At 68.1% G+C, this 13509-nt stretch carries 13 protein-coding genes; 8 read left to right on the top strand and 5 right to left on the bottom strand.

What is annotated here, in order from left to right:
* Positions 1–169: 169 nt before the first annotated feature.
* The 3 genes from D9X30_RS14865 to D9X30_RS14855 all read right to left on the bottom strand — a co-directional run bounded on the left by D9X30_RS14865 (position 170) and on the right by D9X30_RS14855 (position 3037).
* Entirely contained in the window at positions 170–1540 is a 1371-nt protein-coding gene (locus tag D9X30_RS14865) for an MATE family efflux transporter (RefSeq protein ID WP_153949138.1), read from the bottom strand.
* On the bottom strand, positions 1527–2039 hold the full coding sequence (locus D9X30_RS14860) for a winged helix-turn-helix transcriptional regulator (protein WP_153949139.1): 513 nt from the start codon (positions 2037–2039) through the stop codon (positions 1527–1529). The genes D9X30_RS14865 and D9X30_RS14860 overlap by 14 nt, the downstream gene beginning before the upstream one ends.
* A 77-nt stretch (positions 2040–2116) precedes the next feature.
* Positions 2117–3037 (bottom strand): LysR family transcriptional regulator, encoded by a 921-nt coding sequence (locus D9X30_RS14855; protein WP_153949140.1) that lies wholly within the window; start codon positions 3035–3037, stop codon positions 2117–2119.
* A gap of 152 nt (positions 3038–3189) precedes the next feature.
* On the opposite strand from D9X30_RS14855, the gene D9X30_RS14850 reads away from it, so the two are divergent.
* The 5 genes from D9X30_RS14850 (at position 3190) to D9X30_RS14830 (ending at position 8741) form a co-directional block, all read left to right on the top strand.
* Entirely contained in the window at positions 3190–4683 is a 1494-nt protein-coding gene (locus D9X30_RS14850; protein ID WP_153949141.1) for an acyl-CoA synthetase, read from the top strand.
* A 108-nt stretch (positions 4684–4791) separates the two neighbouring features.
* Positions 4792–5760 carry a Bug family tripartite tricarboxylate transporter substrate binding protein gene (locus tag D9X30_RS14845; protein WP_153949142.1) on the top strand — a complete coding sequence of 323 codons (969 nt, stop codon included), beginning with the start codon at positions 4792–4794 and terminating at the stop codon, positions 5758–5760.
* Positions 5761–5851: 91 nt separating this feature from the next.
* A complete protein-coding gene (locus D9X30_RS14840; RefSeq protein WP_153949143.1) occupies positions 5852–7315 on the top strand; it encodes a chloride channel protein in 1464 nt (487 codons plus the stop codon).
* A 254-nt stretch (positions 7316–7569) separates the two neighbouring features.
* Positions 7570–7851: a hypothetical protein gene (locus D9X30_RS14835; RefSeq protein ID WP_153949144.1), complete on the top strand. Its 282-nt coding sequence runs from the start codon at positions 7570–7572 to the stop codon at positions 7849–7851.
* A gap of 104 nt (positions 7852–7955) precedes the next feature.
* The gene (locus tag D9X30_RS14830) at positions 7956–8741 is read left to right on the top strand and encodes a hypothetical protein (RefSeq protein WP_153949145.1); all 786 of its coding nucleotides are present in this window, start codon (positions 7956–7958) and stop codon (positions 8739–8741) included.
* Between the two features lie 69 nt (positions 8742–8810).
* Here the strand turns inward: D9X30_RS14830 and dapB are convergent, their stop codons facing one another.
* Positions 8811–9620 (bottom strand): 4-hydroxy-tetrahydrodipicolinate reductase, encoded by an 810-nt coding sequence (dapB, locus tag D9X30_RS14825; protein WP_153949146.1) that lies wholly within the window; start codon positions 9618–9620, stop codon positions 8811–8813.
* A gap of 134 nt (positions 9621–9754) precedes the next feature.
* Positions 9755–10204 (bottom strand): Lrp/AsnC family transcriptional regulator, encoded by a 450-nt coding sequence (locus D9X30_RS14820; RefSeq protein WP_153949147.1) that lies wholly within the window; start codon positions 10202–10204, stop codon positions 9755–9757.
* A gap of 137 nt (positions 10205–10341) precedes the next feature.
* Here D9X30_RS14820 and D9X30_RS14815 point away from each other — a divergent pair, with 137 nt between their 5' ends.
* The 3 genes from D9X30_RS14815 to D9X30_RS14805 all read left to right on the top strand — a co-directional run bounded on the left by D9X30_RS14815 (position 10342) and on the right by D9X30_RS14805 (position 13435).
* Positions 10342–11535: a saccharopine dehydrogenase family protein gene (locus D9X30_RS14815; RefSeq protein WP_153949148.1), complete on the top strand. Its 1194-nt coding sequence runs from the start codon at positions 10342–10344 to the stop codon at positions 11533–11535.
* Positions 11532–13055 (top strand): L-piperidine-6-carboxylate dehydrogenase, encoded by a 1524-nt coding sequence (gene amaB / locus D9X30_RS14810; protein ID WP_153949149.1) that lies wholly within the window; start codon positions 11532–11534, stop codon positions 13053–13055. Before D9X30_RS14815 ends, amaB begins: the two co-directional genes overlap by 4 nt.
* A gap of 149 nt (positions 13056–13204) precedes the next feature.
* On the top strand, positions 13205–13435 hold the full coding sequence (locus D9X30_RS14805; RefSeq protein ID WP_194946569.1) for a hypothetical protein: 231 nt from the start codon (positions 13205–13207) through the stop codon (positions 13433–13435).
* The last annotated feature ends 74 nt before the right edge of the window (positions 13436–13509 follow it).

The following is a 13509-nucleotide window of genomic DNA, read 5'->3' as shown; positions in this document are numbered from 1 at the left end:
AGCGCAAATGTCATAGGAAAAAAGAAAACCCCGAGAGCCTTGGAAACACCGCCGTCTTTCTCCCCTCTCCCGCCCGGCGGGAGAGGGGCCGCGGGAGAGGGCAAAGCGCTGCAAATCGAGACCCCCCGCAACCAGAGCCACCGCCCCCCCAAGTCAAAAAGCCCATCAGTCATCCATTACGCGGCGACCACTCCCCTTTGCGCACCCCCATCGCCGTGACCAGCCCATAAGCGGTAATCCCCAGCGCAACGCCCAGGAAATGGCCGTCGAGGCCCATCCCGGCCACATTGGCCAGCACCCAGCCGCCGCCCGCGGCCAGGCCGATCCGGCTCAGGCCGGCGACGATCGGCCAGCGCATGCGCGCGGCGCCCAGCGAGGCGAAGTACAGCGCCATGCCCAGCCCGAATCCGCCGAATGCCGGGCCGACCCACGACAGCGCCCGCGCCGCGATGGCGGCCACTTCCACATCCTTGGTGAACAGGGCGGCGAACTGCCCTGGCGCCAGCCCCACGGCGGCGCCGACGCTGCCCGCCAGCAGCAGTGCCAGCAGCGCGCCCACCCAGGCGGTACGGCGCGCCGTATGCCAGTCGCCAGCGCCCACCGAGCGGCCCACCAGCGCCGTGAGCGCCGATCCCACGCCGAATGCCAGCGGAATCATCAGGAATTCCAGCCGCGCCGAAATGCCATAGGCCGCCACGGCCGTGGTGCCGTAATGACGCAGCTGCGCCGTGACCAGGATCGTCGTCAGGTTGGCCACCGATGCCAGCGCGCAGGCGATCAGGCCGACGGCCAGAATGCGATGGAACAGCGCACCCGACAGCTTCACGCGCAACGTCGGCACAAAGCCGGCGCCGCCGCGCATCACCACCCAGGCCATCATCAGCGCCGCCGCCCACGATGCTGCCGCCAGCCCCGCGCCAATGCCAGCCAATCCCATGCCCAGTCCTTCGGCAAACCACCACGCCAGCACGGGGAACACGATCCACATGCCGGCCAGCACGCGCGCGGCCAGGGCATGGCGTCCCCCACCGCGCAGCACCGACGCCAGCGTATTGGCCAGCCACGCCGGCACCGCACCCAGGCCGAACAGCCAGATCGCATAGGTCGCGGCCGCTTCGGCCGCCGTGCTGCCGCCAACGGCGCCAAACACCTGATGCGGGAAACCGGCCAGCGCAATCGCGAAGACCAGGCCCGCTGTCACCGCGATGATCATCGCGTGCATGACCAGCGACGACGCATCGTCGCGCTTGCCGGCACCGAGCGCGCGGGCGATGGCCGACACCACGCCGCCGCCCATCGCCCCGGTCGACATCTGCTGCAGCAGCAGCGCGAATGGCAGCACCACCGCCCAGCCGGCCAGCGCCTCCGTGCCCTGGCGCGCGGCGAGCCACGTTTCGATCAATTGGGAACCGGCCTGCAGGAAGGCCACCAGGCTGGTCGGCGCAGCCAGCACGGCAATGCGCCGGGCGATCTCGCCGTTGGAGACCGGCTCCGCGGCGGCGGCCCGGCCGTCCAGCGTCAATGCGTCAGGCTTGCTCATCGGCGGCCTCCGTGGCGGGTTGCGTGCCAAAGCGTTCGCGCAGATACCGGCCGGCGCCGGGGCCGGGCCGCACACGCAGGTCATCGACGGTGATCGTGCTGCCATCGGCCCGGGTCAGGCACCCGGCCACGATCTCGCCGCCGTCGCGCTTGTCTTCCAGCACGGTCAGCGGCCCCTTGTCGTCGGCCAGCCAGCGGTCGGCCCAGGCCTTGAGCGACACGTAGACGGGGAAGAAGTCGCGCCCCATCTCGGTCAGCTGGTACACCTGCCGCGCGCCGCCGCCAGGTGCCGGCACCTTTTCCAGCAGCCCATGCTCGACCAGCGTCTTGAGCCGCGCGCTCAGGATGTTGGGCGCAATGCCCAGGTGCTTCTCGAAATCGTCGAATCGCGAGCTGCCGTAGTAGGCCTCCCGCATCAGCAGGATTGCCCATCGCTCGCCCAGCACCGCCATCGACCGCGCCACCGGGCACGGCATATTGGCAAAGTCCGTATGTGCCATCGTCTCCTCGTTTTACTTTTGATATGCAAGTAAAGGAGATAATAGCTTGCGATTTGAAAGTCGACAGGCGATTTTTGTCAGGCTTGTGCGAATACCGGCAATCCCGTCACCGCCTCGCGCAGGAACCCGATCAGCGCCCGCGTAGCCATCGACAGATGCGGGTTTGGCGTGGTGATGATGTACAGGCGGTTGCCAAGGCCTTCGGGCTTCCAGTCTGGCAGCACCGGCACCAGCGTACCCCGGCGCACATCTTCCCAGCCCATGTAGACCGGTAGCAGGCTGATGCCGTGGCCCTGGCGCACGGCGTTCATCAGGAACGGAAAGTGTTCGGATTGCAGGTAGGGCGTGATCTCCACATCGTGCCGCTCCGGCCCGCACGCGGAATCCCGGCCCAGCGTCAATAGGAAACGTCTCGAAGTGTAGGGCGGGCAAACGAACCGGCACGCAGACAGATCGGACGGCTTTTGCAGCGGCGGCGTGCGCGCCAGATATTCCGGCGACGCGCACAGCTGCCAGCGGATGGCGCAGACCTCGCGCGCCACGGTGTCCAGCGGCGGCAGCGACGTCACTTTCAGCGCCACATCGATCTCGGCGGCGATCAGGTCGGTCACGCGATTGGCAAAAAACACGCGCAGCGAGATACCCGGGTGCAGTTCGGCAAAGCGCAGCAGCAGCGGGGCGATAAAGGCGTCGCCCAGCCCGGTGGGCACGCTCACGCGCACATGGCCGCGCAGCGTCTTGCCCAGGCTGTCGATCTCGGCCTGCGCGGCGGCCATCTCCTGCAGGATGCGCAGGCCGTGCTCGTAGAGCGACTGGCCCGCATCGGTCATCTCCAGGTGGCGCGTGGTCCGGCGCAGCAGCATGGCACCAGCCTGTTCTTCCAGCTGCCCAAGCTGCCGGCTGATCTGCGACCGCGTGACGCCGCGCCGGCGTCCCGCCTCGGCCAGGGTGCCCGCTTCGACGATATCCACGAAGGCCTGCACAAGGTTGAGGTCCATGCGACGACTCTGAAAGCAATGTCAAGTTTGACGCAACATTGTGATTCGGTCAGATGGGATTGTCGATGCTGGCGTGCATCGCTAAAGTGGCCAGTCATCGGCAGACATTCGCGATTCCATCGCCGCCGGCAGCCAATACAAGGAGACCCCGCATGCCCGCAGACCTCTGGTTCGAATCGTTGCAGCGTCCCGGCGCGGAGGTGCTGGACCGCGGCATGCGGCTGGCCGGCGGGCTGAGGCGGCTCGGGCTGGAAGAGGGCAGCGTGGTGGCGGTGCTGCTGCGCAATGACCCGGTATTCGCCGACGTGGTGTTCGCGTGCCGCACGGCAGGCACCTATTACTGCCCGATCAACTGGCATTTCATGGCCGAGGAAGTGCGCTACCTGCTGGAAGACAGCGGTGCACGCGCGCTGATCGTCCATGCCGATCTGCTGCCGGCCGTGCGGGCGGTAATACCGGACGGCGTTGCGGTGCTGGTGGTGGGCGGCGCGCATCCCGATGCGATCGAATACGAACCCTGGCTGGCCGCGCAGACCGCCTACGACGGGCCGCGCGTGGCGCCGCGCGGGCACCTGGCTTACACGTCGGGCACCACCGGCCGGCCCAAGGGCGTGTTGCGTCAGGCGATGCCGCTGGCGGACCTGGACGCGCAGCAGGACCGCCTGCGCTCACTGATCCGGCAGGCCTATGGCATCGTGCCCGGCTGCCGTGCGCTGATGGCGGCGCCGCTGTATCACAGCGCGCCGAGCGTGTACGTGCAGAACGCGCTGCAGATGGCAGAGCGGCTGGTGCTGGCGCCGCGCTTCGACGCCGAGCAGGTGCTGGCGCTGGTGGAAAAGCACCGCATCGACGTGCTCTATCTGGTGCCGATCATGTACGTGCGGCTGCTGAAGCTGCCGCCCGAAGTGCGCGCGAAGTACGACCTGTCGTCGATCCGCTTTGTCGCGTCCACCGGCTCGCCGTGCTCGCCGGACGTGAAGCGCGCGATGCTCGACTGGTTCGGGCCGGTGATCCACGAAACCTACGCATCGAGCGAGGCCGGCCTGGTCACCGTGGCCACGCCAGAGGATGCCGCGGCCCGCCCTGGTACGGCCGGGCGCCCCGTGGACGACGCCAGCGTGCGCATCATCGACGAGAACGGCCGGCCGTGCGCGCCGGGCGAGGTGGGCCTGGTCTACGTGCGGCAGCCCGCCTACCCCGACTTCACCTACCTGAACAACGACAAGGCGCGCCGGGCGATCGACATCGACGGGCGCGTCACGCTGGGCGATATGGGCTACGTCGATGCCGACGGCTATCTGTTCATCTGCGACCGGGCGTCGGACATGGTCATCTCGGGCGGCGTGAACATCTATCCGGCCGAGATCGAGCATGAACTGGCGCGCTATCCGGGCGTGGCGGATTGCGTGGTGTTCGGGGTGCCGGATGACGAGTACGGCGAACGCCTGCACGGCGTGATCGAGCCGGTGGCGGGCGCCGAGGTGGAGTCCGCCGCGGTGATCGAATGGCTGCGCGGCCGGCTGTCGGGCTTCAAGGTGCCGCGCTCGATCGAGGTCGTCCAGCGGCTGCCGCGCGACGAAACCGGCAAGCTGGCCAAGCGCCGGCTGCGGGACCAGCACTGGGCTGGCCGCCAGCGGCGGGTCTGATCACGACTTGCCCCACGGTTCTTGCCCTTCTCCCGCTCGACTGAAGAAGGGCGGGGGAGAGGGCAGGCGCGGCATCGCGATTCCATTCCTATAAAGCAGGAGACAACCATGCACCGTATTTCCCTCACCCTCTGCGCCGCCTTGTTGGCGGTTGCGTTCACTGCGCCCACGCTGGCCGCCTATCCCGACCGGCCGGTCAAGCTCGTCGTCCCATACACGCCGGGCGGCTCGACCGACCAGTTTGGCCGCGCGATGGCCGAAGGCATGGCGCGCGAGCTGAAGCAGCCCGTGGTGGTGGAGAACCGGCCCGGCGCCAATACGATGGTGGGCACGCAGGGCGTGGCACGAGCGCAGCCGGATGGCTACACGGTGCTGATGGGCAGCAGCGCCAGCATGGTGCTGAACCCGATGCTCTACAAGAAGACCGGCTACGACCCGAAGGACTTCAAGGTCATCCTGATCGGCATCGAGGTGCCGCTGGTGGTGGTCACCAACAATCAGGTGCCGGCCAGCAGCATCAAGGACTTTGCCGCATACGCCCGGGCGGCGGGTGGCAAGCTCAACTATTCGTCGGTGGGGCTTGGCAATCCGCTGCAACTGGCCACGGAAATGCTGAAGTCGGAGCTGGGCATCGAGATGACACACGTGCCCTACAACGGCAGCGCGCCGGCGCTGGCGTCGCTGCTGGCCAACGATACGCAGCTGATGGTGGACGTGGTCAGCACCTCGCTGCCGCATATCAAGGCCGGCAAGCTCAAGGCGCTGGCCGTGACGGGCCGCTCGCGGCTCGATGTCCTGCCCAATGTGCCGACGGTTGCCGAAAGCGGATACCCCAACTTCCATGCGGCGACATGGTTCGGCCTGGCCGTGCCGGCCCAGACGCCGCCGGAGGCTGTCGCCAGACTGCAGGCTGCCGCGTCGCACGTGCTGACCGAGACGCCGTTCCGCAACACGTTCAACGCGCTGGGACTGATCGTGCAACAGCCGCGCAGCCAGGCCGAGATCGACCGCTACGTGCAAGCCGATCGCGACAACTGGGGCAAGGTGATTCGCGCCAACAGCATCAGCCTGGACTGAGCCGGCGCGGCGGACACGTGCGTGGCGGAAAATCAGGGGCGTATAGTTGAGGGCGTTTTTTACGCCCCCGCATGCTTTCCGCATCGACGCCATGACCGACCCTGTCGAGCCGCCTGATTCGAACCTTCCTGACGCCAATGCGCCATCCGAACCTGCCGCGCGCCGCAACCGGCTCGGCGAACTCCGCGTTCACGCGCGCCGCGCGGCGAATCGCAAGACGCGCCAGGTGGGCCGTATCTCCCGCACGTCGATGCGCTATGCGGCGTTCATGTGCGGCGCTGGCGGGGTGGCGCTGTTCTCGATGGTCTTTGCCTACATCGCCGAAATTGCGCTGCGCTGGAACGCGAAGCTGACCATGGCCACGCCGTGGCTGGCATTCGTGATGCTGCCCTTCGGCCTGGCCGCGCTGCGCTGGCTGACGATCCGGCTGGCGCCGCAGGCGCGCGGCTCCGGCATTCCGCAGGTGATCGCGGCCGTAACGTTGCCGCCGGCTGGCGTGGCGCAGACTGTGCTCGTGTCGTTCCGGCAATCGATGTGGAAGGTGCTGCTGACTGCCGGGGCGCTGCTGGCGGGCGCGTCGGTGGGGCGCGAAGGTCCGTCGGTCCAGGTGGGGGCCGCTGCCATGCTGGCCTGGGGGCAGTGGTGCCAGCAGAAGCTGCGCTTCCGCATTGGCTTTCATCCCAGTTCGCTGATCGCGGCCGGCGCGGCCGGCGGCCTGGCGGCTGCGTTCAACACGCCGCTGGCCGGCGTGGTCTTCGCCATCGAGGAACTGGGTCGCGGCACGTCCGTGCGGTGGGACAGGCTGGTGCTGTCCGGTGTGCTGACAGCGGGCTTCCTGTCGCTGGCCGTGCTGGGCAACAACCCGTACTTCAGCGTGAAGGTGCCGATGCTGGTGCTGCACGATGCCTGGGGCCCGGTCCTGCTGTGCGCGGTGGTCAACGGGGTGGCCGGTGGCCTGTTCGCCAAGCTGCTGATTCGCGGCGTGCCCGGCCTGGTGCCATCGGCCTGGCGCGGCTGGACGACCGCGCATCCGGTCTGGCTGGCCTTCCTGTGCGGGCTGGTCGTGGCCGTGGTGGGCTGGGCCACCGCTGGCGCCACGTTCGGCACGGGCTACGAGCAGGCGTCCGGCCTGATCAATGGCGAGCCGCACAGCACGCTGTGGTTCGGGCTGGCCAAGTTCGTGGCCACGGTGGTGTCGTACTTCGCGGGCATTCCGGGCGGGATCTTCACCCCGGCGCTGGCCATCGGTGCCGGCATCGGCGCGAACATTGCCGATTTTGTGACCCATTTCATGTCGGGCATGGCCGAGCCGCGCGTGCTGGCGCTGGTGTCGATGGCGGCCTTCCTGGCGGCGGCTACGCAGGCGCCCATCACCGCCAGCGTGATCGTGATGGAAATGACGCGCACGCAGGATCTGACCATCTTCCTGCTGGCGGCATCGCTGCTGGCGTCGTTCCTGTCGCGCCAGTTCAACCCGCATCCGTTCTATCACCATATGGGTCATGCGTTCCGCCGTGAAGCGATGGCCATCGCACGGAGGGACCCACCGGGATGAGACCCCTTTAAGCGGGCCCGGATAGTGGCGCAAGCGGCCCTTCGTCGTGGCCGTAACAGCTGGTTACAAACTTCCCTGGGCGAGCGCTCGCCAAACTGTGGGTTCGGCATTGAAGCGCCGTAGCGGACGCATGGGCGATGTCTTAACATCTGCTGCGCATTGAAGGGCAGCAGCAGATTGGCCGGCAACGCATGTGTACCGGCGGCACAAGACCTCGTCGGACAGGCATTCGATGCATTTTCGGGGAGCAGAAGATGGCCACACAACGACCGGGCGGCACGCGCCCGACCACGCCGCGCGCCGACAAGCCGCACACGAGCACGTCGCGTCACAGCGCCACATGGCACGACCTTGGCGCGGACACCGCCATCTGGCATACGCGCGGGCTGCAGTCCAACACCCGCATGCGCGCACCCGCCCCCCGACGCACGCCGGCACAGCAATTGCCGCCGAGCCCGGTGCCGAAGCTGATCCTGTGGGCAGTGCTGATCGGCATCGCGCTGGTATGCTTCCATGCCGTGAAGCGTATGCTCTGACCCCCTGTCGATCCGGCATCACATCGCTGATGCCGGGTATTTCCCCGGCAGGAACCCTCGGGACGGAGCCGGCTCCAATGCGGAGCCGTTTTCAGGAGTGTGTTTTGAGATTTCCTCTTGCCGGGCTGGCAGTTGCCGCCCTGCTGGCGACGTCTGTCGCCCAAGCCGCCACGGCTGCACCGGCCGCACCGGCCGCGCAGCCTGCCACCAAGGCCCCCAATGCCACCGCCACGGCGGCCCTCGACGGCAAGGACCGTTTTTCGACGATGCTCGATACGCTCGAGATCGGCAGCCCGCTGCCCGCGTTGCCCGATTGCGCCGACCACCGGACCCCGGATGGCAAGGATGTGACCGCGTACTGCGTGGAACTGCGTGGCGACGGCGCGATGCGCCAGGTGGGCGTGCCGCGCGACCAGCGGCCCGCGTTCATGGACGGACCGCGCCTGGTGGCGCTGGTCGATGGCAATGCGCTGGTGGGCGTCATCGTGCCGACCGACGGCATCCGCTCGCAGGACGCCGCCGCCCAGGCGCTCAACGCCCGCTATGGCAAGCCGTTCCGCCAGGAAATGGTGGACATGAAGGACAAGGCCGGCAAGGACGTGCGAAGCATCCACGCGGGCTGGATGCGCAAGCCGCTGACCGTCGAGCTCTACGCGATTCCCGAGAACCCGGCCGAAGGCACGATCGAACTGCTGCTGCCGCAGGCGCGCGCGCTGATGGCCAACCGCGATGCCGAAGTGGCCAAGTCGCTGGCGCCGCCTCCCGCGCCGGCAGGCAAGGGCGGCAAGTCCGACAAGGCTGAAAAGACGGACAAGGCCGAGAAGACGGAAAAGTCCGACAAGGCCGAGAAGAAAGCCCCGGCCAAGCCGATCAATCCGGGCAGCTGGTAAATCGACCGCCTGGCGGCAGGACAGCGCGCCGTCAGGCCGACGGATCGGTGGACCGGGGGCGCGCCAGCGTCAGAGGCCTTCCATCACCTTGTACAGGCCGCGCACCACACCGCGCACGGTATGCACCTTGCGGATGGCCAGCAGCGCGCCGGACACATAGGGCTTGGAGCCGTCGCCGGCTTCGTGCCTGATGTGCAGGCGCTGGCCGTCGGCGCCGAAGATCACCTCGACCCCCAGCTGGTATCCCGGCAACCGCACGGCATGCACCTGCGTGCCGGACATCGTGGCGCCGCGCGTCTCCTTCGGACCGCTGACCTGGTCCACGGGCACGGCCTGCGCCGCCTGCTTGACCTGGCCTAGCCGGAACGCCAGTTCGCGCACCGTGCCGGACGGCACATCCACCTTGCCCGCCTTGGCGTAGTCGATGATCTCCCAGTGGTCGAGATGGCGCGCCGCCATCTCGGCAAACTTTTGCAGCAATACCACCGTGATCGCAAAGTTGCCGCAGGCCAGCACGCCGCGGTCGGCCTTGCGCGCGGCGGCGTCGATCTCGGCATAGTCGTCGTCCGACAGCCCCGACGTGCCCACCACCACATGCGCGCCGTGCGCCAGCGCCTGCAGGATGTTGTGCTTGGCGACCACCGGCTTCGTGTATTCGACATAGACGTCATACGGCGTCTTGCCCAGTTCGTCGATGCTGGCCGCCGCCACGCCGGGCGTGTCCTTGTGGCCCGTCAGGCTGGCCAGCGTCTGGCCCGCCGCGCCGCGCGACAGGCCGGCCACCAGCGTCATGTCGGCGGCGTGGGCCACGCCCCGCGCCAGTTCGCCGCCGGCCCAGCCTGTGACGCCGCCCACGGCAACGCGAATCGTCTCGTTCATCGTTCTCTCCCGTCCGGTTGCAAGGAGGGCAAGCATAGCGCGCCCGTTTCAATCGCGCTGGCGATGCCGGGCGATGCCTGGCGATGTCGGGCGATGCTGGGGGCTTCCTGCCGGGGCACCGGCACCGGCACCGGCTACCCGGCCGCGCGCCGCCGGTCGATCTTGCGCGCCAGCACGATCGACGTGGTGGTGTGGTTCACGCCGTCGAGCATGCCGATCTCGTCCAGCAGCTTGTCCAGCCGCGCGTGGGTATCGCACCGGATCACGGCCATGTAGTCCACCGGGCCGCTGACCGAATTGAGTTCCTCCACCTCGGGGAATCGCCGCAGCGCGCGTACCACGGCTGGCGCCGCCTTCGGCTGCACCGACAGTCCGCAGAACGCCAGGATGGCGTTGTCCTCCATCTGGCTGCCCAGCCGCACGCCGTAGCCGGCGATCACGCCCGTGCGTTCCAGCCGCGCGATGCGGGCCACCACGGTCGTGCGCGCGATGCCCAGCGCGCGCGACAGATTGGCCGCGCTCTCCCGGGCGTTGGCCTGCAGCAGGGCCAGCAGGTGGCGATCGGTCTGGTCGAGGTCAGCCATGGGTCGATGACGATTCGTCAAATTACTATGTCAATGTGACCGATTATGCCGGGGTTTCGTCAATCTTGTGGCTATAAAACGTGCGCGCGGCTGCCCATACTTCAGTCACCCCCAACACGTTTCTGACGGAGTCCGCCATGCAAGCTTCCACGCTCGGTCCCGCCGCGGTGCGCGACCTGACGCTCGCCCCCCGTCCGCTTTCGGTGGTCGTGCTCGGGGCCGGCAAGATCGGCCGCGTGATGGCCACGATGCTGGCCAATACCGGCGACTACCGCGTATGCCTGGTCGATCGCGACGCGCACCGGCTCGATGGCGTGCCGCGCGGCATCGACGTACGGGCCGGCGATCCGACCGAACCGGGCACCTGCGCGGCGTTGCTGGCCGGGGCCGATGCCGTGATGAATGCGCTGCCGTTCCATGCCGCCATTCCGGTGGCCACGGTGGCGGCGCGCCTGGGCGTGCATTACTTCGACCTGACCGAGGACGTGGCGGCCACCCATGCCATCCGCGCGCTGGCCGGCGGCGCGCGGTCGGTGCTGATGCCGCAGTGCGGGCTGGCGCCGGGCTTTATCGGGGTGGTCGGGCACGACCTCGCGCAACGCTTCCTGCGCGGCGGCGGTGAACTGCACGACCTGCGCATGCGCGTGGGCGCGCTGCCGCGCTACCCCAGCAACGCGCTCAAGTACAACCTGACGTGGAGCACCGAGGGTCTGATCAACGAATACTGCAATCCGTGCGAGGCCATCGTGGACGGCCGCCGCGTGGAACTGCCCGCGCTGGAGGGGCACGAGTCCTTCGCACTGGACGGCGTCGAGTACGAAGCCTTTAATACCTCTGGAGGGCTGGGCACGCTGCCCGATACGCTGGCCGGACGCGCGCGCCAGGTCGATTACAAGTCGATCCGCTATCCCGGCCACTGTGCCCAGATGAAGCTGCTGCTGAACGACCTGCGGTTGCGCGAACGGCGCGACTGGTTGCGCGAGATCTTCGAGCACGCCATTCCGGTGACGGCGCAGGATGTGGTGGTGGTGTTTGCCAGCGCCACCGGCCATCCGCCCGGCGCGCGCGGCGACGGGGGGCGCGGGCCACTGACGCAGGCGTCGTTCTCCGCGCGGATCGGGGGCATGGACGATTTCGCCGGCATTGGCCATGTCAATGCGATCCAGCTGACCACGGCGGCCGGCATCTGTACCGCGCTGGATCTGGTGGCCACCGGGGTGTTGCCGCAGTCCGGATTCGTGAAACAGGAAGCCATGCCGCTCGACAGCTTTCTGGCCAACCGCTTCGGCCAGCATTACGCGCGGCACCCCCTTCAGGAGACGCTCGCATGAAAGCGCAGGAATTTGCCGATTGCTGGCAGGCGATGGGCCTGCCGTTGCCATGGCGCTCGACAGGTGCCGCCGCGGCGGGCACGCTGGACGTGCGTTCCCCGATCGACGGCGAGGTGTTCGGCCAGGTGCCAGTGAGCTCTCCCGCCGATGCCGACGCCCGCATCGCCCGCGCCCGCACGGCGCAGAGCGTCTGGGCGCTGATGCCGGCGCCGGCGCGCGGCGAGGTGGTACGCCGCCTGGGCGAGGCGCTGCGCGTGCACAAGGTGGCGCTGGGCCGGCTGGTGTCGCTGGAGACCGGCAAGATCCTGCAGGAAGGGCTGGGCGAAGTGCAGGAGATGATCGATATCTGCGACTTTGCCGTGGGGTTGTCGCGCCAGTTGCACGGGCTGACGATTGCCTCCGAGCGGCCCGCGCATGCCATGCGCGAGACCTGGCATCCGTACGGGCTGTGCGGCGTGATCTCTGCGTTCAACTTTCCGGTGGCGGTGTGGGCCTGGAATGCCGCGCTGGCGCTGGTGTGTGGCAATGGCGTGGTGTGGAAGCCTTCGGAAAAGACGCCGCTGTGCGCGCTGGCCGTGCAGGGCCTGCTCGACCGGGTGTTCGACGACCATGCGCCGCAGCTTGCGGGGCTGTGCTGTGTGCTGACGGGCGGGCGTCAGCTGGGGCAGGCACTGGTGCAGCATCCTTCGGTGCGGTTGATGAGCGCGACCGGCTCCACGCGCATGGGCCGCGAAGTCGGCATGGCCTGTGCCGCGCACTTCAAGCGCGCCATCCTGGAGCTGGGGGGCAACAACGCGGCGATCGTCGCGCCTTCGGCCAACCTGGAACTGACCATCCGCGCGATGACGTTCGCGGCGGCGGGCACGGCCGGACAGCGTTGCACCACGTTGCGCCGCGCGTTCGTGCACGCGGACAGGATCGAGGCCGTGACGCAGCGTCTGCGCCAGGTGTATGCGCGCCTGCCAGTGGGCGATCCGCTGCAGGACGGCACGCTGGTCGGGCCGTTGATCGATGCGCCGGCCGGCGACGCCATGGCCAACGCGCTGGCCAGTTGCCGCGCGCAGGGCAACGTCGTGCATGGCGGCGAACGGCTGCTGACCGACCGCTTCCCGCGCGCCTGCTACGTGCGGCCGGCGCTGGTGCTGACCGATACCCAGCATGACACGATGCTGACCGAGACCTTCGCGCCCATCCTCTACCTGATGCCGTACACATCGCTGGACGAAGCCATCGCGCTGAACAACGCGGCATCGCATGGCCTGTCGTCTTGCATCTTTACCGAGTCGTTGCGCGAGGCGGAGGTGTTCCTGTCGGCGGCGGGCAGCGACTGCGGCATTGCCAATGTCAACATCGGCACCAGTGGGGCCGAGATCGGCGGCGCGTTCGGCGGCGAAAAGGCGACGGGCGGCGGCCGGGAGTCGGGGTCCGACGCGTGGAAGGGCTATATGCGCCGGGCCACCAATACGATCAACTACGGCGACACCCTGCCGCTGGCACAGGGCATTCGCTTCGACGTCTGAAACGGCATGCCGCTTACATGCATGAAGACGTTGCGAATCGTAACAAGGGTTACAGCGCCTTGACGCTGTATTACCAGACGCACCCGTATAACGTTCTTAAGGACAGCGCATTGAGATGACGCAATGCCTGGGACAAAAAGGACGTTGTGATGAGAACGAAAGCGATTGTGTTGGGTCTGGCAGTGACTGGCGCGGCCATGCTTGGCGGCTGCGCGGTATATCCCACGCCGTACGGGCCGGAGGTCGGCCCGGCCCCGGTCGCGGTGGCGCCCGCGCCGGTGTACGTGGCGCCGCCGGCCGTGGTGGTGCGGCCGGCTTACGGGTATTACGGTGGGTATTACGGTGGGTATTACGGGCGCCGGTATTACAGGCATTGGTGAGCGGGCGGTGAGCGTCGTTTTGCTCCCCTCTCCCGCAAGGCGGGAGAGGGGCTGGGGGTGAGGGCACAAGGCTC

The organism is Cupriavidus sp. U2 (genome assembly GCF_009663685.2).
In the GTDB taxonomy this organism is placed as follows: Bacteria; Pseudomonadota; Gammaproteobacteria; order Burkholderiales; family Burkholderiaceae; genus Cupriavidus; species Cupriavidus necator_C.
The sequence above is the reverse complement of the archived record's forward strand: the minus strand, read 5'-3'. Positions and strand labels throughout refer to the sequence as shown.